Source organism: Sinomicrobium kalidii (assembly GCF_021183825.1).
In the GTDB taxonomy this organism is placed as follows: domain Bacteria; phylum Bacteroidota; class Bacteroidia; order Flavobacteriales; family Flavobacteriaceae; genus Sinomicrobium; species Sinomicrobium kalidii.
The window spans coordinates 4015630-4033816 of the sequence record NZ_CP089211.1 but is presented as its reverse complement, the minus strand read 5'-3'; the positions used below and the strand labels follow the sequence as shown (position 1 = coordinate 4033816).

The following is an 18187-nucleotide window of genomic DNA, read 5'->3' as shown; positions in this document are numbered from 1 at the left end:
TTATTTTCGGGGGTCCCAGTCATCTTCGCCCTTCAGGATGTTTTCTACCGTATAGTTTTCCGCTTCTTTATCGCTTAACCGGCAAGACCACGGCACCCTGTCTTCCGTAGCTGCTCCCGGTCCCATGGAATTATATTCGGCATAGAGCGTGGTGAGTTCGGCCTCGGGCTTGTTCCAGTTGTACCATCCCTCCGGATTTACATGCCTGCTCATGTAACAGTTCAGAAATACGGTCTTTGCATGCGGGCGCCACGGCCTGCCGAGGTAGAATTCCCTGTTTCCCCTTCCTGTGATCCTGCAGTTAAGGAACACAAAACCATAAGGGGTTCCCTCTTCCGTAGCTGCGGCCGTTACATATCCTTCACCCTTGCAGTTGACAACACAGCTTTCAAAAACCGCTGTAGACCAGCCGAAAATGAAGTCTACCGTACCCTCTATATAACAGTTTTTATAGTATTGCCTGCTGTTTTTGCCATGCAGGTAAAGGGTGTCCTGGTTCCCCAGGAATTTACAGTTTTCAAAGATCGCCCGGTCGCCGTCTATCCGTATGGCCACAGCCTGCCCCACATGCCCGGCACTGTTCTGAAAAGTAATATTCCTCGCCTTGAAATCGTCGGCAAAGACAAAAAAGGAAGAAGAGCCCGTAGTGCCCATTTCTTCCCCGAAAATATTTTTTTTGGAGGCATAGTCATCATAAGTGAGTATGGTATAGGTCATACTTTCGCCTATGAGTGTGACATTGGTCTTGGAAGCGGGCAATACCAGTTTTTCCTTGTACTTTCCGTTTTTTACGAATATCTTCGTTTCGTACTTTCTAAAATCCGGTACGGCATCAATAGCCTCCTGTACCGTTCTGAAATCCCCGTTCCCGCTCTGGTCCACTACGAAGTCATATTCCTTATCACCGGAAGCTCCGCTTACGGAAAAAGTACACCACAATAATAAAACTGTAGTAAAAACATACTTCATTTTGAAAGAATTCATTATATTTAGAAAATTTTTGTAATCGATTACACTAAATTATATTCTTTTGCAAGATACACAAATTTTTTATCTGTTTTTTTTTGAAAAAACAACGGGGGGGGCAGCTCCAAATTAAGCATATAAACACGGAAGGTCAGGGACTAAAAACAAACCATTTGACTTTTTTTATGGATATTTGTCCTTACACCCTGCCTAACAGGAACAATATCCGATTAAAGTACATACCGATGAGCAAGGTAACCATATACGATATTTCCAAAAAACTGAACATCAGCGCGGCCACGGTTTCAAGGGCTCTGAACAACAACCCGAAAATAAGCCTGAAGACAAGGGAACTGGTCATGAAGACCGCGGCGGAAATGAACTACGAACAGAATACGCTGGCCCTTGCCCTGAAGAGCGGCAAAAGCAATACCGTGGGCATCCTGGTGCCTTATATGGACCGGAGTTTTTTCTCTTCGGTGATCCGGGGCATAGAGGAAGAACTCTATCCGCATGGCTATCACGTGATCATATGCCAGAACCGGGACGATGCCAAAAGTGAAGTGCAGAACATCAATACCCTGCTCAACGCCCAGGTGGACGGGATCTTTATGTCGGTTTCAAAAACCACAAAAGACACCGCCCACATCAAAAGGGTATTGCAAAAAGGCATCCCGCTGGTATTCTTTGACCGTAAAAAGAACATTCCGGGGGTGAGTTCGGTGACCATTGATGACTTTAACGGGGCCTACATGTCTGTGGAACACCTGATAAGGCAGGGATGCAAGCGGATAGCCCATTTTCTGGGCAATATCAACCTCGAAATATACAAAGACCGGTATAACGGCTACTTAAAGGCCCTTACCGACTATAACCTGCCTTTTAACCAGGATTATGTCGTGCAGACGAACAGTAAGGTGGAATCGGGCACGGCGGCAGTTAAAAAACTGATGAAGCTCCCTTCCCCGCCGGATGCCATATTTTCTTCCAGTGATTTTACCGCCCTGGGTGCGGTACAGGAGCTGAAAAAGAACGGAATAAAGGTTCCGGAAGACATCTGTATTTCCGGTTTTAGTAACGAATCGTTCACCCAGTATACCGAGCCTACAATGACCACTGTAGACCAAACGCCCATAAAAATGGGCAAAATGTCTGCCCGGGTATTCCTGGAACAGATAGACGAGGAAGTTTCGGTGGCTGTTGAAAAAAAGGTAGTGCTTTCGCCCCAGCTCATTATACGTGATTCTTCAAACCGGACAGATAGGGTTTAAAAATTAAAAAGGAGACGTTAAACAACGCCTTCCCGACTATTATTTTAGAGCGAAACTCCCCGTTTCCAGGGGATAAAATCGTTCTGGTTCAGCTGCATGGCTTTGGTCTTTTCCTCGCCGCTTGCCACACGGACAATATAATCGAGTATTTCCTCTCCCATTTCCTCGATCGTCCTCTCCCCCCTGATCACAGCTCCGGTGTCCACATCGATAATATCCGGCATCTTCCGGGCCAGTTCCGAATTGGAAGAAACCTTGACCACCGGGGTTACCGGATTGCCCGTAGGTGTTCCCAATCCGGTGGTAAACACAATGATATTTGCTCCCGAACCGGCCAGCCCCGTAGTACTCTCCACATCATTACCGGGTGTACACAACAGGTTCAGACCGGGTTTGGTTACATACTCCGTATAGTCCAGTACGGCCGCTACCGGAGATGTCCCTCCTTTTTTGGCCGCTCCCGCAGATTTCATGGCATCGGTGATAAGGCCGTCTTTGATATTCCCGGGAGACGGATTCATATCAAAGCCCGACCCGGCATCTACAGCCGATTTTTCGTAGGCTTTCATCAACGAGAGGAACTTGTCCGCATCTTCCTGTTCCACACATCGGTTTACGAGTTCCTGTTCCACACCGCACAATTCCGGGAATTCCGAAAGTATCGGTGAACCTCCCAGAGCGGTGAGAAGATCGGAGGCATACCCTAATGCAGGGTTCGCAGAAATACCGGAAAACCCGTCGGAACCACCGCATTCCAGTCCTACTTTCAGTTTGGACAGCGGAGCCGGGACCCTTTTTATCTTATCGGCTTCCTTTATGGCCTCAAAAGATTCCCGGATAATGACGTTCAGCATTTCCTCCACCGTTCCCATTTGCTGTTGTTCATAAATGAGCAAGGGTTTCTTCAGGTCCGGGTTGATCTTTTTTACAGCTTCCTTAAAAATATCGATCTGCAGGTTCTGGCAACCCAGGCTCAGTACAGTGGCACCTGCCACATTGGGATTGTTCACGTAACCTGCCAAAAGACGGGAGAGCGTCACGGAATCCTGCCGAATACCACCACAACCGCCCTGGTGGGTGATAAATTTTACTTCGACATTGTCAAAAATCCCTTTCTCCTCCTCTTCTTCCGCTACGGGAGTTTCTATTGAATTTCCGCTTATCAGGCTTCGGAGCAGGAGTCGTTGGCTGTTGGTCCTGTAATAGGACAGTTCTTTTTCAAAAACGTCTTTAAGCAACTCTATATTCCGGTTTTCACAAAACACCAACGGGAAAAACAGCCATACATTGGCCGTACCTACCTGCCCGTCTTCCCGCGGATAGCCCATAAACGTCCTGTCTTTCCATTTACTGACATCGGGCGCATTCCAGACAGTGGTCTCCGTCTTCCCCGACACCTTTCCGCTTTGGTGTTCTACGTTCTCCGTAGTCAGAAGTCCTCCTTTCGGTATATCTTCACTGGCTTTTCCCACCAGTACGCCATACATTTGTATCCGGTCTCCGGCTGCAAGGGCCGTCAGCGCGATCTTGTGCTTGGCCCTGCTATGGGAAACCACTTCGATAGCATCGCCTTCAAAAGCAATCCGTTCACCGGCATTGAGGTCTGTCAGCGCCACGGCCACATTATCTTCCGGATGTACCTTTATTAATTTCGTTTTCATCTCCGTTCAGTTTTTAGTTCTTCTGTGACTTTCAATATACCAGAGAAATCGGATTTGTTGCCCTTAAACCGTTTTTTCTCTTCAGACATTTCAGTTATCCGATCGATCCCATGTATTTTTCCAGTCCTTTTTCTATTCCTTTTTCCTCTATCATTTCCAGGGCCGTAGTTACGGCTTCCTTTAATCCGGGGACGGTCCGGGTGAGGTCTTCGTCCCAGAAACCTTCGTTCTTCAATATACTTCCGGCAGTTTCCCCGAAACCGGAAAGTGCCCATGCTTCCTGGAATGTTTTTACCACATCCTCGCTGTCCTGCACGGGGAGTTGTTTTCCCTGCCATTCTCCTTTGTAAAAACGGATCAGACAGGCCATGGCAAATACCAGATACGCAGGAAGCTGTTTTTGTTCCCTGTAATATCCCGTAAGGCTGGGCAGTACCCTGACCTTAAATTTCGAAACCGAGTTAAGTGCAATACTGGCCAGGCGGTGTTTTATAAAGGGATTACGGAAACGGTCCATGATCTGTTCCGCAAAATCCCGGAGCTCTTCCTTCTCCATATCCAGGGTAGGGATAATTTCGTCAAAAACGGCCTTTTTTACAAATTTTCCGGTAAATTCCCCGTCAATGGTTTCCTTTACGGTTTCATTGCCATACAAAAGTGAAAACGGTACCATGGCGGTATGTGCCCCGTTGAGAATACGGACCTTTCGCGTACGGTAGGGCTGTATGCTATTCACTATTTTTATATCCAGTCCGGCTTTTTCCAGAGGTATTTTCGCCTTTAATTTATCGTCACCTTCAATCACCCACAGTAAAAACGTCTCGGCCGAAACCATCAGTTTGTCTTCATAAGACAGCCGGCTTTGGTATTCCTCCTGTTGATCTTTCGGGTATCCCGGGACTATCCGGTCTACCAGAGTATTGTGAAAGCTGTTGTGCTGCGTTATCCAGTTCTTAAATTCACTTCCCAGCTCCCATAAATCCACATATTTCAATATCACTTCTTTAAGGACATCGCCATTATTGTTAATCAATTCACAGGGAATAACGGTAAGTCCTTTTGAAGGACTGCCCTTAAAGTGTTTAAACCGTCGGTACAACAAAACCGTAAGTTTTCCGGGGAAAGAAGAAGGTGGCTGCATGTCCGGCCTATCATTTTCATCAAATGCGATCCCCGCTTCAGTAGTGTTGGAGATCACAAATTGCAGTTCCTCTTCTTCGGCCAGTTCCAGGTAAGCATTAAAATTGTCATAAGGGTTGATCCCCTGCTGTATACAGGATATCAGCCTGTTTTCCTGTATTTCCTCTCCTTTCTGCACGCCTTTCATGAAGAGTGTATAGAGTCCTTCCTGGTCGTTGAGCATATCTACAAGCCCGTTTTTCAGCGGCTGGACTACGGCCACCCCGGCACGAAATTCTGCATCAGTGTTAAGTTTATCAATCACATAATCGACAAAAGCCCTTAAAAAGTTGCCTTCTCCGAATTGCACTACCTTTACAGGGAATTTCTCTTCCAGCCCCTGGCTATTCCTGTCCAGTTTTTTCATCTGTTTCAAATCCATTTATTTCAATCGTTCTGAAAACCGGGACATCCTCTGAAATCCCCGGTTTTCCGGGTTTAGTTTGTTTAGTTTTCAGTAAAAAATATTTTGGTGTTAAAAGCACAATTATAAAATTGGGCAACACTTGTAATTCCTCGTTTTACCCTGTCTGAATCCCAAAAGCAGGGCAAAACCGGGATATATAGTCAGATCTTCTGTATTATTCCATCAGTTTCGGTAACCACAGTGATATTTCCGGAACATAGGTCACCAGTAAAAGGACGATGAGCATGGCTATAAAAAGCGGTATCAACGGTTTGATCACTTTTTGTATGGTAGTCTTGGCAATACCGACACCGACAAAGAGTACCGATCCTACGGGAGGAGTACAAAGACCTACACACAGGTTCATGACCATCATAATCCCGAAGTGTACCGGGTCCATTCCGAGGTCTTTCACCACAGGTAAAAAAATCGGGGTGAATATCAGTACCGCCGGGGTCATATCCATAAACATCCCTACGAAGAGCAGGATGAAATTTATCATGAGAAGGATCATGTATTTATTATCGCTCAGTCCGAGTAACGCCTCACTTACGGATTGCGGAATATCTTCATAGGACATCACCCAGGACATGGCCATGGAAGTGGCTATAAGCAGCATTACAATGGAATTGGTCCTGACCGAACTCAAGAACACCTTGTAAAGCTTTTTCATGTCCATCTCCCTGTAAACAAAAGAGAGGATGAGACTATACAATACTGCAATCCCGGACGCTTCCGTGGCTGTGAATATCCCGGCCACTATACCGCCGATAACCACAACGAGCAGGAACAGGCTGGGAAATGCATGCAGGAATGTAGTAAACACATGCTTTACAGTCGATTTTTCACCGGCAGGGTATTTTTTGCGCTTTATCCAGACCGCAGCTACTGCCATCAGGGCCAGTCCCATTAAAATACCGGGAACATAACCCGCCACAAACAGGGCTGCAATGGACACTCCGCCGCTTGCCAGGGAATATACGATAAGGATATTCGAAGGAGGGATAACCAATCCTGTAGTGGAAGAGGTTACATTAAGTGCCGCTCCGAACTCTTTGGAATACCCTTCTTTTTCCATATGCGGCCCCAGTATGCCTCCTATGGCCGAAGTGGCTGCCAGTGCCGAACCTGAAATGGCTCCGAACAGCATTGCGGAGATCACATTGACATAAGACAATCCTCCCGGAAGGGCACCTATCACCGCCTTGGCAAATGAAATCAATCTTTCGGCTATACCTCCCTGGTTCATGATCTGTCCTGCCAGGACAAAGAAAGGAATGGCCAGTAAAGCAAAGCTGTCCAATCCTGTCGCCATACGCTGTGCCACCGTAGTAAATGCAGGGATGGAGTCTATTGTGACCAGCATGGTTACCATGCCTGATATTCCTATGCTCCAGGCCACCGGAACCCCTATGGCCAGCAACAGTACAAACGATATCAGCAATATCAGTATCTCCGTAATCATATCAAATAGTTTTTGGGGTTTCTTATTTCTATCCACTTATACAGTAGGATGACCACTCCGCTCAGCGGAATGACCATGTAAACATAGGACAACGGCAAATGCAATGCAGCCGAACTCTGCCCCAGGATATGATTGAGATATACCAGCCTGGTCCCTCCTATTACAAATACGAAAATGCTGAACAGCATTATAAGGGCGTTTATAAATATTTTCAGTTTCACCCTGTTTTTTTCATTCAGTTTGGGCGGCAGGATCTCTATGGCGAGATGATCCTGCTGTCCGGAGCAATATGCTGCCCCGAGTATTCCTACCCAAATGAGCAAAAACCTCGCTATCTCTTCAGTTACCGAACTGGGAGCATTAAGTACATACCTGGAAAAGACCTGCCACAGTACGGCCACTACCAATATGGTAAGGAGTACCACGAGAAATCCTCCCAGGAACTTGTCTAGTTTTTTCTTCATAATCCGTTAAGATTGGTTTTTATATAAAATATTGATTGATTTTATTCCTCCTGGATCGCTTCGATAATTTCCTTTAAACGGGCATCCTGTTTAAAGGCTTCATACATCCCCGACACTTTTTCCCGGAACGGTTCTTTTTCGGGGTAAATCACCTCAACTCCTGCCTTTTTAATTTCTTCCAGGGCGTGGTTTTCGGCTTCTTCCCAGATCTTCCGCTCATATTCCACCGATTCCTGTGCGGCTTCTTCCATCCATTTCTTTTGCTGATCGCTCAGGGAGTTCCATATATTGGTGCTGATCAGTAACATATCGGGAAGGGTGGTGTGTTCGTCCATAATGTAATATTTACACACTTCATAGTGATGGGAGAGGTAAAAACTGGGCAGGTTGTTCTCCGCTCCGTCCACGATCCCCTGTTGCAGCGAAGTATACAGCTCTCCCCAGGAAATGGGTGTTGGCGACCCTCCCAGGCTCCGCACCATATCTATGGCCGTCTGGCTTTCCATCACACGCAACTTCAGCCCTTTCAGATCTTCCGGCTTGTGTACGGGTTTTTTGGTATAAAAACTCCTGCTCCCGGCATCATAAAAGGCCATTCCCTTTAACCTTACGCCTATGCTTGCATCCAGTAATTCTTTCCCTATTTCTCCATCCAGTACCTTGTGCGCGTGTTCTTTGTCCCGGAAGAGGAATGGTAATCCGAACAGTTTGAGGTCGGGCACAAAGTTTTCCAGGACACCGACGGACACCTTGGTCATTCCCAGGCTGCCTATCTGGAGTAATTCAAGGCACTCTCTTTCCGTTCCCAATTGCTGGCTGGGATATATTTTTATTGTCATTGTTCCGCCCGACTTTTCCTCGAGCCGTTTGCCCATAAAGGTCATTGCTTCGTGTACAGGATGGGAAGCGTCCAGTCCGTGCGCCAGTCTTATCACTTTTACTTTACTGGCTTCCTGACAAGACACAAAAAAGGTTAAGAGCAGAACAAGAGGTGTATATTTTATCAAGCTACATTTTCGTATCATATTTCGTGGCTGGGTTGGTTTACTGTTAATATTGATGAGTTGTTCCGAAGCCTTGTTTTTTACGTTCTGATCTTCCCGATTATCTTCATCACATTTTTCAGGGTTGCGGTCACCGCTTCCAGGTCGTATCCGCCATCCGCTTTTTTGGCGAAGAGTTTTGACCCCATACCTACACAATGTACCCCGGCACCGAACCAGGCGGAAAGGTTTTCTTCTGTTGGCTCCACTCCCCCGGTCGGCATAATGCTTGTCCACGGGAACGGTCCTTTTACAGCCTTTACAAAATCGGGGCCGCCAACCTGTGTGCCCGGGAATATCTTTACGACTTCCGCTCCGAGTTCTTCCGCATTGGATATCTCGGTAAGCGAACCGCACCCGGGAGACCACATGATCTTCCTTCGGTTGCACACCTTGGCCATTTCGGGATTCAGTACGGGCGATACTATAAAATTAGCTCCCAGTTGTATGTAGAGCGAAGTCGTTCCCGCATCTACAACGGAGCCTACACCCAGGATGAGTTCCGGAAGTTCTTTTTCCGCATATTTGTTGAGCGCTGCAAAAACCTCGTGTGCGTAATCGCCCCTGTTTGTAAATTCAAAGACCCTGGCCCCACCGTCATAACAAGCCTTCAACACCTGCTTGCACACTTCAATATCCTTGTGGTAGAAGACCGGGACTATTCCGGTTTCCTTCATTTTCAACGCTACGGCTATTCTTGTAAATCGGGACATGATGTGTTTGTAGTTTATTGTTTGTGGTTTATTGTTTATCTGTTTTCATCTCATATTCCGGACTACCGGCCTTTCCGGTCATCTTTTTATTCTTCCGGAAATATGGCCCTCGGCAACCTGCATTACTTCATCTGCCGAAACCAAATTGACATCACCTGCTATGGTGTGTTTGAGGGCACAGGCGGCATTGGCAAATGTTATGGCCTTTTCGTCGTCAAAATGCTGTAATCCATACAGGAGTCCGGCTGCATAAGCATCTCCCGTACCTATCCTGTCTACTACGTGTGTAATTTCCAGGGCTTCGGTTTCCAGATATTCCTTTCCGTTCCAGGCCCTTGCACTGATCTTCTGGCATGAAGCATTTCCGCCGTTCCTCACCTTGTCAAAAACCTTTGTCAGCGACGGAACCCTGTTTAACAATTCTTTTGCCGCCTTCACAAAACCGTCTTTGTCCCCGGAATGATCCGTTCCCAGTATTTCATTGATCTCATTCACCCCGCCAATAAAAATGGTGGAATGTTCCAGTAATCCGGCCAGTATTTTCCGGGCATCTTTTCCATAGTTCCACAGGTCCTTCCTGTAGGTAGGGTCGGCCGTTACGTTCATACCGTTCTTCCGGGCCTGTTTCAGCCCTTCTTCCAGGGTACGCCAGGCCCCTTCGGATATCGCCGGGGTTATTCCCGTCCAGTGGAACCAGTCGCTGCCTGCCAGCACCTCTTTCCAGTCTACCATACCGGGAGTGATCCCCGAAAAGGCAGAATGCGCCCGGTTATAGGCAATGGTACTGGACCGCATAACAGCTCCCACTTCCAGGAAATACAATCCCAGCGGGGCATTGCATTTTACAACACTCCCCGTATCCAGGCCATACCTTTTCATGGTACTTATGGCGGCTTCCCCGACAATATCGTCCGAAACACAGGTCACGTGCTTTACTTCGTTGCCGAAATACGCCAGTGAGGCCCCGACGTTCATCTCCGTTCCCCCGAAGTAAAACTCCAGCCTGTTGCTCTGGCTTATCTTTTTATTTCCTTCCGGGGAAAGGCGCATCAGCACTTCTCCGAAAGTAACCGTTTCGTTCATATGAACCCGATTGATTAACTATTTCAGGGAAATCCCGGGACATGTTCCCGGTCTTCCCGTGTGATTAAAATCCGAAATATTCGTTTGCGTTATTATAGCAAATATCCGATATGATCTTTCCGATCCACTCCATATCGGCCGGCAACTCCCCGTTTTGTATTTCTTCACCGAAGAGGTTGCACAACAACCGCCTGAAATATTCATGTCTCGGGAAAGAAAGGAAACTCCTTGAATCCGTAAGCATCCCGACAAAACAACTGATAAGCCCCATGTTTGAAAGTGCATTCATTTGTTTGGTCATCCCGTCCTTCTGATCGAGGAACCACCATCCGGAACCGAACTGCACTTTCCCTTTAACGCTACCGTCATTAAAGTTCCCTATCATTGTTGCCATAACTTCATTATCGGCGGGATTCAGGTTGTACAGGATGGTCTTTGTCAGCTTGTCTCTGCTGTCTAATTTATTCAAAAAACGGGACAACGCTATCGATTGCGGAAAATCACCGATAGAATCCCATCCGGTGTCGGGTCCTAACAAGGCGTTCATCCTGCTATTGTTGTTCCTCAGGGCCCCGAGGTGAAACTGCTGTACCCAACCGTATTCGCAATAGGTTTCGGACAGGAATTCCAACACTGCACTCTGGAACTTCAGCGCTTCCTGATCTGTAACCGTTTTTCCCTTCTTACGCTTTTCAAATATAGCTTTTACTTCCGCTTCGGTATAATCTTCGCTGTATATTTGTTCCAGGCCGTGGTCCGATACCCTGCTGCCGTTGTCGTGGAAATACTGCACCCGTTTTTTCAGTGCATCGCGGAGGTCGTCAAAGCTTTCAACGGACATTCCGGCCGCCTCGCCCAGTTTTGCCATATAATCATTAAACCCTTCGTCGGCGATCATAATAGCCTTGTCGGGACGGAAGGAAGTCGTCATTTTCACTTCTTCATAACCGCTGCCTGCCAATGCTTTATGGTGCTCCAGGGAATCTGTGGGGTCTTCGGTAGTGCACACCACTTCCACGTTCATGTTTTTCAGCAGGTTACGGCAACTGTATTCCGGAGTATTCAGTTTTTGATTGACTTCCCGGTACACCTCATCTGCTGTTTTTTCACTGAGCAGGGTCTCTACGCCAAAATACCTTTTGAGTTCAAGGTGTGTCCACTGATATAACGGATTGCGCAGGGTGTAAGGCACGGTCTTTGCCCAGGCACGGAACTTTTCTTCATCCGTACCGTTGCCGGTAATGTACTTTTCATCTATTCCCAGGGTACGCATGGCCCGCCACTTGTAATGATCACCGTAGATCCATATCTGTGTAAGATTCTCAAAAACCTTGTCCCCGGCAATCTGCTCCGGCGGTAAATGACAGTGATAGTCGATAATGGGCTGCTTTTCGGCATAATTGAAATACAATTCCTGCGCGTACTTGTTGTTCAGCAGAAAGCTCTCGTCGTTAATAAAACTCATTGTTGTCTGATCGTAATTATCTGAATATTGAATAAGGTTTCTTTATCCGGCCTGTTATTTCTCGTTCATCGGCTTACCTATGGTAGCCAGTATTCCGCCATCGACATAAACGATCTGCCCGTTGACAAAATCGCTGGCTTTCGAGGCGAGGAACACCGCTGTACCGGCAAGGTCTTCCGGATTCCCCCATCTCCCCGTAGGCGTACGGTTGATAATAAATTCGTTAAAAGGATTGCCATCCACCCTTATGGGCGCTGTTTGCGATGTAGCAAAATAACCGGGCCCTATACCATTCACCTGGATATTGTACTTCGCCCATTCTGTTGCCAGGTTCCTGGTCAGCATTTTCAGTCCTCCCTTGGCTGCGGCATAGGCACTGACATTGTTACGCCCGAGTTCGCTCATCATGGAACAGATGTTGATGATCTTCCCGGCCTTTCGCTCTACCATCCCTTTTGCTACCAGCCTGCTCATGATAAAAGGGCCTACCAGGTCCACATCAATCACCCTTCGAAAATCTTCAACCTCCATATCCAGGGCCAGTTCCCTTTTGATTATCCCGGCATTGTTCACCAGAATATCGATCTGTCCCTGTTCCTTTTCTATTTTTTTGACATTTTCGGCCGCCGCTTTTTCATCGGTAACATCAAAAATGTATCCCGAAGCCTTATATCCTTTGGAAGTATAATGCTCCAGGGCCTTTTCCAGTTTGGATGGTGTTGTACCGGTAATGACCAGCTCCGCTCCTGCTTCACCGAGGCCTTCTGCCATGGCCATTCCAAGGCCGTGCGTTCCCCCGGTGATCATTGCACGTTTATTTTTTAAACTGAATAAATCCATAAAGAATCCTGTTTTTTTTATATGCCCGCTACCTGCCGAATATGCACAGAGGCAATCCGCAGGCGGGGCTATGATTTTGTTTTCGCGTTCCTGTTATTTCATTTCATTCGGAGGGCAAACATCCATGTCCCCATAGTCCAGGTTTTCCCCGGCCATTCCCCAAATAAAAGTATAATTTGACGTTCCCGCCCCGGAGTGTATGGACCATTCCGGTGAAAGCACCGCCTGGTGATTCTGCATAAAAATATGCCGGGTTTCCTGCGGTTGCCCCATAAAGTGGCAAACGGTCTGCCCTTCTTCCAGGTCAAAATAGAAATAGGCCTCCATACGTCTTTCATGCGTATGTACCGGCATGGTATTCCAGATGTTTCCTTCCACAAGTTCGGTAAGCCCCATTTGCAACTGGCAGGTTTCCACGATGCTGTTTACGATAAGTTTGTTCAGCACCCGTTTATTGGCTGATTTATCTTCCCCGAGGTGAATGATCTCCGCATCATCCCTGCCTACTTTTTTAGTTGGAAATTTCTGGTGTGCAGGTGCGGAATTGATGTAAAAAAACGGCTGTCCTTCGCCCGAAGCGGAAAAGACCACTTCCTTACTCTCCTTACCGATATAAAGCGCTTCTTTCTTATCGAGCGTATATTCCACCCCGTCTACCAGGACCTTCCCGATCGCGCCGACATTAATAACTCCCATTTCCCGGCGGTCCAGGAAATTTTCGGATTTCAGGTAAGGTATGGTTTCCAGAACGAGGTCTTTCTTTACCGGCATGGCGCCACCTACAATGTACCTGTCGTACATGGAATAGGTTAGCTTGATCTCATCTTCCCGGAATACGGGATCAATAAGAAATTCATTTCTCAGTTCCTGTGTGTCATACTTCTTTACGTCCTTCGGATTGGCCGCATATCTGAATTCTGATGTCGTCATGTTGTACAAAATATATTTTGGTTAATGCAATCGATTACACAAATATAAAACAAAAATTAACTTATGCTTTATTATTTTTGTTTTTTTCAATATTGAAAACACTTTTTTAATAAAAAGCATAAGTAATGATACATAATTCACAAAACTATCAAATATTTTCTTCCTGCCAATAACGGGCATTAAAAGATTTTGTGAACTATGTAAAATGTATTGCGAATTCGTCGGTCCTTTGGCAAGCCGGACGCGGAATTCACATATTTACATATATTTATCCACCAAATAGACAAGGGCAGCCATGGTTGCCGCCCCCAGTTGCAATTCGCGTTTGTTTACGTGTTCAAAAGTATCGTTGGCAGCATGGTGGTGGTCAAAATACCGTTGGGAATCGGGCATAAGTCCGGCCAGGATGATATCATCTCCCGCCAGCGGTCTGATATCTGCCCCGCTGTAGCCTTTTTCAAAAAGGTGTATCAGGTAGGGTTCAAACAGCGGTTTCCAGCTTTCTATCCTGGCAAAATCCCCATCGTTACACTCAAAAGTAAAACCGCGCGGGGTAAATCCGCCGGCATCACTTTCCAGGGCAAACAGGTGTTTTTCATTTTTTGCCTTCGCTTCTTCGGCATATTTGTTCCCGCCCCGGAGGCCGTTCTCTTCGTTCATGAACAGCACTACCCGGATGGTGTGTCTGGGCGTATAGCCGGTTTTCTTCAATAACCGGAGTACTTCCATGCTCTGTACACAGCCCGCACCGTCATCATGTGCCCCGTCGCCCAGGTCCCATGAATCCAGATGCCCCCCTACGACCATAACTTCATCAGGGTGTTCACTTCCGGTGATCTCCCCGATGACATTATAGGACTTTACGTCCTCAAACTGCCTGCAGGTCTGTTTAAAATAAAAACGGATATCCGGATTCAGGGCCAGCATACCGCTCAGCAGTTCGGCTCCGTTGGTACTGATGGCCGCCGCAGGAATCCGTTGTGCCGCCGGAAGGTCCCCGTAACTCATGGAGCCCGCATGCGGGTAATCGTCCAGGCGCAGGTTCATGGAGCGGACTATGGTTCCTACCGCTCCAAACTCAGCCGCTTCCATGGCCCCGGCATAACGCTGGTCTACACAACCGCCGTACGCTTCAAAAGTACTAATGAGATCGGCCTGCATGGGCCTGTTATAGAACACGATTTTCCCTTCTATTTTTTCTCTTCCCAGTTTTTTCAGTTCATCTATGCCTTTCACTTCCACAACTTGCGCCTTGACACCTCCGGCAGGAGTAGGCACCGAGCCGCCAAGGGCACAAACGGGCACGTTAGTGGTTTTGCCGGGAGCCGTTTCTATATAGGCCACCTCGGGAATCCCTCTTACCCATTTAGGCACCATTACCGGTTGCAACCATACTTTGTCCAGTCCGAGGGAATCGAGTTGTTTTTTGGTGTATTTTACCGCCATTTCGGCGTTCAGCGAACCGGACAGCCTCCCTCCGATCTGATTGGAGAGGTATTCGAGCCAGTCGTAGCCCCTGGCATCCAGTAAAGCCGTATTGTAAATGGCCTTTAACTGTTTTTCATCATCGGTTTGTGCAACAAGGGAAAGTCCGGTACATAGAAAAACGAGGAGAAGCAATTTTTTCATTGTTGGTCAGGGAATTTAGAGTTATCGTATTCTCCGGGAACACATTGATTTTCGTTCGCAACGCTTTTTCCCCGGGATTCAAAAATAAGAACTATAGCCCACAAAATCTATTCTGCCTGCAACTGTTTTTTATAGTCTTCCAAATGTGCCTTTGTTTTTTCGTCCAGTTCGGGTTCTTTTACCTCTTTGTATTCCTTGAGCTCGTCATACAGTATGTCTGCCAGGATCAACCTGCACGCCTCCTTGCTGTCTGCCGGAATTACATACCAGGGTGCATGGGCAGTGGATGTCAGATTTATGGCTTCTTCATAACACTGCTGGTAATCGTCCCAGAGTTTGCGTTCTTCCAGGTCGGCAGAAGAAAACTTCCAGTTCTTGTTTTCCTTGTTGAGCCGCCTGAGTAAGCGATGCCGCTGCTCTTCTTTGGACAGGTGCAGAAAAAACTTGAATATGATGGTACCGTTTTCCGCAGCGTGTTTTTCAAAATTATTGATCTGTTCGAACCGTTTATCCCAGAACACCGGGCCTATGTCGTCCACACTTTCTATACCCGGAATATTTTCATTCAGTATGTATTCGGGGTGTACCCGGGTCACCAGTACATTTTCGTAGTGGGTACGGTTAAACACACTGAATTTGCCCCGTTCGGGTAACGCAACATAGTGTCTCCACAGGTAATCGTGCCGCAATTCAAGTGCCGACGGTGTTTTAAAGCTGTGTACCACAACCCCGCGCGCATTGAGGTCTTTAAAAACCTCACGGATAAGACTGTCTTTTCCGGCTGTATCCATGCCCTGTATGCAGATCAACACCCCGTATTTGCCATGGGCATACATCCTGTTCTGGAACTTCGCCAGTTTTTTCCGTTCTTTGGCCAGTTGCTTTTCCAGGTCTTTTTCGGAGGCGTCCAGCATGTTCAGCGTTGGTATTTCCTTTAATCTGACCGGTCGGGTCACCCTGTAATCCGAAGACTTGATTTTTTCCATATCATAAGGTTTGCTGTTAAAGATAAAAATAAAATCCTACACGGCACACCGGCAGATTCCGGAAACAACATTTCGTCCGTTTTACCCCCGCCAACTATGTCAGCTTCGTCAAAAATCACTCTTAGCCTTTTCTTTTGAAGGTTAATTCTTATCTTTATGGCATGTCCGTTTATCAAATCAATAAAAAGCTTCTGCCATGAACCGGGAACAACGAAAGGACATTGCACTGCTGTTTATACGGATCGTCTTTGGAATACGGCTGATCTACGGTGTATCGGACAATATCATACACTGGGACAGGATGCTTGAGTTCAGGGATTTTATTGCATCCATCGGTTTTCCGTTACCGCTTTTATGTGCCGTGGTTTCCGTGTACGCTCAGTTCTTTGCCGGGATAAGCTGGATTTCAGGTTATAAAGTAAGGGTTTTCAGCCTGCTTACGATCCTTAATTTTATCGTTGCCATTATCGGGGCACACCTCTTACAAGGCGATACTTATATGAATACGGCGCCCGCAATTCATTTGCTCGCCGTGGCTTTTCTGATATATTTCGTACATGCCGGGAGGTATTCTGTCGATAACTACCTGGAAGAAAAAAGAAAGAAAGCGGATATTTCTCCAAAAGATTCATAATATCGGTTATGCAAAATATATTTGAAGCACAATATGAACAGGTCAGGCAATCCCGCGAAGTTTTATTTCAATATTGTAATACCATATCCCAAAAGGATTTTATCAGGGAAAGCAGTTCCTTTGGCCGGGGAAGTATACGAAACCTGCTGGTACACACCGGAAATACATATGAATTCTGGATCGGGAAACAGGCCCTGCAACGCGACGGTGAATTTATGCCTTATGCTTCGGTAACTACAATAAGTGAATTGTATACTTACTATGACCGGATAGATGAACTCGTCCATGAATTTCTGCATCGTTTTGCATCTCACCTTACCGGGGAAATTCCCGTACATATAGATGATACCACCCGGAACATTGCGCCTTTACAACTTTTTACTCATGTCATCACCCATGAGTTTCATCATAAGGGACAGGTATTATCGCTCAGCCGCCATCTGGGATATACTCCCGTGGATACCGATATCATCCGTTGACATATCCGGTTACGGGAACCGTACCGTTTGCATATTAATTCCTATTTTTGCGCCATAAAACAGTAATTCCCATATTTGGAATTTATTATAAAGTCAATACAATGATACATATAAAATCGCCGGAGCAGATTGAATTAATGCGGGAAAGCGCCCTGATCGTATCCAAAACCCTGGGTATGCTGGCCGGGGAAATTAAACCCGGCGTTACTACCATACAACTTGACAAACTCGCCGAACAATTCATAAGGGATCACAGGGCCAAGCCCGGATTTTTAGGATTGTACGACTGCCCTTCCACCCTGCTTACAAGTGTTAATATGGCCGTGGTTCATGGCCTTCCGACCGACACGCCCCTAAAAGAAGGGGATATCGTATCTATAGATTGCGGGGCCTTAATGAACGGGTTTTACGGAGATCACGCCTATACCTTCGAAATCGGTGAAGTAGCCCCCGAAACCAAAAAGCTTCTGGAAGTGACCAAGGAATCACTGTATGTGGGTATCAGGGAATTCAGGACAGGTAACCGCGTGGGCGATGTTGGTTACGCCATCCAGCAATATTGTGAAAAACACGGTTATGGTGTGGTGAGAGAACTGGTAGGGCACGGCCTGGGCGAAAAAATGCACGAAGATCCCGAAATGCCCAACTACGGAAAAAGGGGGCGCGGTAAAAAATTCGCGGAAGGAATGGTTGTTGCCATAGAACCCATGATAAACATGGGAACGCAAAGGATCAAACAGCTAAAAGACGGCTGGACCATTGTGACCGCCGACGGCAAACCCAGTGCGCATTTTGAGCACGACGTAGCCCTTGTAGACGGCAAACCCGAGTTGCTTTCCACATTTGCCTATATCTATGAAGCCCTGGGAATCAAAAGCGACGAAGAAAACGAGTTCAGAAAAGAAGCCCTGGTATTGTAAATGAATAACGAATATTAAAATTTAAAGCAGTTGGCCACGTAACATTTTAGGCC

General features: G+C 46.8%; 17 protein-coding genes. 4 read left to right on the top strand and 13 right to left on the bottom strand.

Annotation, left to right across the window (positions count from 1 at the left end):
• Positions 1-984, bottom strand: coding sequence for a pectinesterase family protein (locus LS482_RS16485; RefSeq protein WP_233028610.1), 984 nt, complete (start codon positions 982-984; stop codon positions 1-3).
• A 227-nt stretch (positions 985-1211) separates the two neighbouring features.
• On the opposite strand from LS482_RS16485, the gene LS482_RS16480 reads away from it, so the two are divergent.
• Positions 1212-2237, top strand: coding sequence for a LacI family DNA-binding transcriptional regulator (locus LS482_RS16480; protein WP_233031847.1), 1026 nt, complete (start codon positions 1212-1214; stop codon positions 2235-2237).
• 44 nt (positions 2238-2281) lie between these two features.
• Here the strand turns inward: LS482_RS16480 and LS482_RS16475 are convergent, their stop codons facing one another.
• From LS482_RS16475 to LS482_RS16420, 12 genes are all read right to left on the bottom strand, one after another.
• Entirely contained in the window at positions 2282-3898 is a 1617-nt protein-coding gene (locus LS482_RS16475) for a UxaA family hydrolase (RefSeq protein WP_233028609.1), read from the bottom strand.
• 94 nt (positions 3899-3992) lie between these two features.
• Positions 3993-5444 carry a tagaturonate reductase gene (locus LS482_RS16470; RefSeq protein ID WP_233028608.1) on the bottom strand — a complete coding sequence of 484 codons (1452 nt, stop codon included), beginning with the start codon at positions 5442-5444 and terminating at the stop codon, positions 3993-3995.
• A gap of 214 nt (positions 5445-5658) precedes the next feature.
• A complete protein-coding gene (locus LS482_RS16465; RefSeq protein ID WP_233028607.1) occupies positions 5659-6948 on the bottom strand; it encodes a TRAP transporter large permease in 1290 nt (429 codons plus the stop codon).
• The gene (locus tag LS482_RS16460) at positions 6945-7412 is read right to left on the bottom strand and encodes a TRAP transporter small permease (RefSeq protein ID WP_233028606.1); all 468 of its coding nucleotides are present in this window, start codon (positions 7410-7412) and stop codon (positions 6945-6947) included. Before LS482_RS16460 ends, LS482_RS16465 begins: the two co-directional genes overlap by 4 nt.
• 41 nt (positions 7413-7453) lie before the next feature.
• Positions 7454-8377 (bottom strand): TRAP transporter substrate-binding protein, encoded by a 924-nt coding sequence (locus LS482_RS16455; RefSeq protein WP_233028605.1) that lies wholly within the window; start codon positions 8375-8377, stop codon positions 7454-7456.
• A 119-nt stretch (positions 8378-8496) separates the two neighbouring features.
• Entirely contained in the window at positions 8497-9168 is a 672-nt protein-coding gene (locus LS482_RS16450) for a bifunctional 4-hydroxy-2-oxoglutarate aldolase/2-dehydro-3-deoxy-phosphogluconate aldolase (RefSeq protein WP_233028604.1), read from the bottom strand.
• A gap of 78 nt (positions 9169-9246) precedes the next feature.
• Complete coding sequence (locus LS482_RS16445) at positions 9247-10251, bottom strand: sugar kinase (protein ID WP_233028603.1); 1005 nt, start codon at positions 10249-10251, stop codon at positions 9247-9249.
• Positions 10252-10315: 64 nt separating this feature from the next.
• Complete coding sequence (gene uxaC, locus LS482_RS16440) at positions 10316-11716, bottom strand: glucuronate isomerase (RefSeq protein ID WP_233028602.1); 1401 nt, start codon at positions 11714-11716, stop codon at positions 10316-10318.
• Between the two features lie 54 nt (positions 11717-11770).
• On the bottom strand, positions 11771-12556 hold the full coding sequence (locus tag LS482_RS16435; protein WP_233028601.1) for a gluconate 5-dehydrogenase: 786 nt from the start codon (positions 12554-12556) through the stop codon (positions 11771-11773).
• A gap of 93 nt (positions 12557-12649) precedes the next feature.
• On the bottom strand, positions 12650-13486 hold the full coding sequence (kduI, locus tag LS482_RS16430) for a 5-dehydro-4-deoxy-D-glucuronate isomerase (protein ID WP_233028600.1): 837 nt from the start codon (positions 13484-13486) through the stop codon (positions 12650-12652).
• 258 nt (positions 13487-13744) lie between these two features.
• Positions 13745-15115 (bottom strand): M20/M25/M40 family metallo-hydrolase, encoded by a 1371-nt coding sequence (locus tag LS482_RS16425; protein WP_233028599.1) that lies wholly within the window; start codon positions 15113-15115, stop codon positions 13745-13747.
• Between the two features lie 107 nt (positions 15116-15222).
• The gene (locus LS482_RS16420; protein WP_233028598.1) at positions 15223-16101 is read right to left on the bottom strand and encodes a PPK2 family polyphosphate kinase; all 879 of its coding nucleotides are present in this window, start codon (positions 16099-16101) and stop codon (positions 15223-15225) included.
• A gap of 196 nt (positions 16102-16297) precedes the next feature.
• Between LS482_RS16420 and LS482_RS16415 the strand changes: the two genes are divergently transcribed.
• The 3 genes from LS482_RS16415 to map all read left to right on the top strand — a co-directional run bounded on the left by LS482_RS16415 (position 16298) and on the right by map (position 18134).
• Positions 16298-16735, top strand: a complete 438-nt coding sequence (locus LS482_RS16415; protein WP_233028597.1) for a DoxX family protein — start codon at positions 16298-16300, stop codon at positions 16733-16735.
• An 8-nt stretch (positions 16736-16743) separates the two neighbouring features.
• Positions 16744-17214 (top strand): DinB family protein, encoded by a 471-nt coding sequence (locus tag LS482_RS16410; protein WP_233028596.1) that lies wholly within the window; start codon positions 16744-16746, stop codon positions 17212-17214.
• Between the two features lie 101 nt (positions 17215-17315).
• Positions 17316-18134, top strand: coding sequence for a type I methionyl aminopeptidase (gene map, locus LS482_RS16405; protein WP_233028595.1), 819 nt, complete (start codon positions 17316-17318; stop codon positions 18132-18134).
• The last annotated feature ends 53 nt before the right edge of the window (positions 18135-18187 follow it).

Excerpts from the sequence above, each read along its gene's own strand:
- LS482_RS16425 (WP_233028599.1), bottom strand. The coding sequence starts at position 15,115 with ATGAAAAAATTGCTTCTCCTCGTTTTTCTATGTACCGGACTTTCCCTT.
- LS482_RS16465 (WP_233028607.1), bottom strand. The coding sequence starts at position 6,948 with ATGATTACGGAGATACTGATATTGCTGATATCGTTTGTACTGTTGCTG.
- LS482_RS16435 (WP_233028601.1), bottom strand. The coding sequence starts at position 12,556 with ATGGATTTATTCAGTTTAAAAAATAAACGTGCAATGATCACCGGGGGA.
- uxaC (WP_233028602.1), bottom strand. The coding sequence starts at position 11,716 with ATGAGTTTTATTAACGACGAGAGCTTTCTGCTGAACAACAAGTACGCG.
- LS482_RS16450 (WP_233028604.1), bottom strand. The coding sequence starts at position 9,168 with ATGTCCCGATTTACAAGAATAGCCGTAGCGTTGAAAATGAAGGAAACC.
- LS482_RS16480 (WP_233031847.1), top strand. The coding sequence starts at position 1,212 with ATGAGCAAGGTAACCATATACGATATTTCCAAAAAACTGAACATCAGC.
- LS482_RS16485 (WP_233028610.1), bottom strand. The coding sequence starts at position 984 with ATGAATTCTTTCAAAATGAAGTATGTTTTTACTACAGTTTTATTATTG.
- LS482_RS16445 (WP_233028603.1), bottom strand. The coding sequence starts at position 10,251 with ATGAACGAAACGGTTACTTTCGGAGAAGTGCTGATGCGCCTTTCCCCG.
- LS482_RS16410 (WP_233028596.1), top strand. The coding sequence starts at position 16,744 with ATGCAAAATATATTTGAAGCACAATATGAACAGGTCAGGCAATCCCGC.
- LS482_RS16470 (WP_233028608.1), bottom strand. The coding sequence starts at position 5,444 with ATGAAAAAACTGGACAGGAATAGCCAGGGGCTGGAAGAGAAATTCCCT.
- LS482_RS16415 (WP_233028597.1), top strand. The coding sequence starts at position 16,298 with ATGAACCGGGAACAACGAAAGGACATTGCACTGCTGTTTATACGGATC.
- kduI (WP_233028600.1), bottom strand. The coding sequence starts at position 13,486 with ATGACGACATCAGAATTCAGATATGCGGCCAATCCGAAGGACGTAAAG.
- LS482_RS16460 (WP_233028606.1), bottom strand. The coding sequence starts at position 7,412 with ATGAAGAAAAAACTAGACAAGTTCCTGGGAGGATTTCTCGTGGTACTC.
- LS482_RS16420 (WP_233028598.1), bottom strand. The coding sequence starts at position 16,101 with ATGGAAAAAATCAAGTCTTCGGATTACAGGGTGACCCGACCGGTCAGA.
- LS482_RS16475 (WP_233028609.1), bottom strand. The coding sequence starts at position 3,898 with ATGAAAACGAAATTAATAAAGGTACATCCGGAAGATAATGTGGCCGTG.
- map (WP_233028595.1), top strand. The coding sequence starts at position 17,316 with ATGATACATATAAAATCGCCGGAGCAGATTGAATTAATGCGGGAAAGC.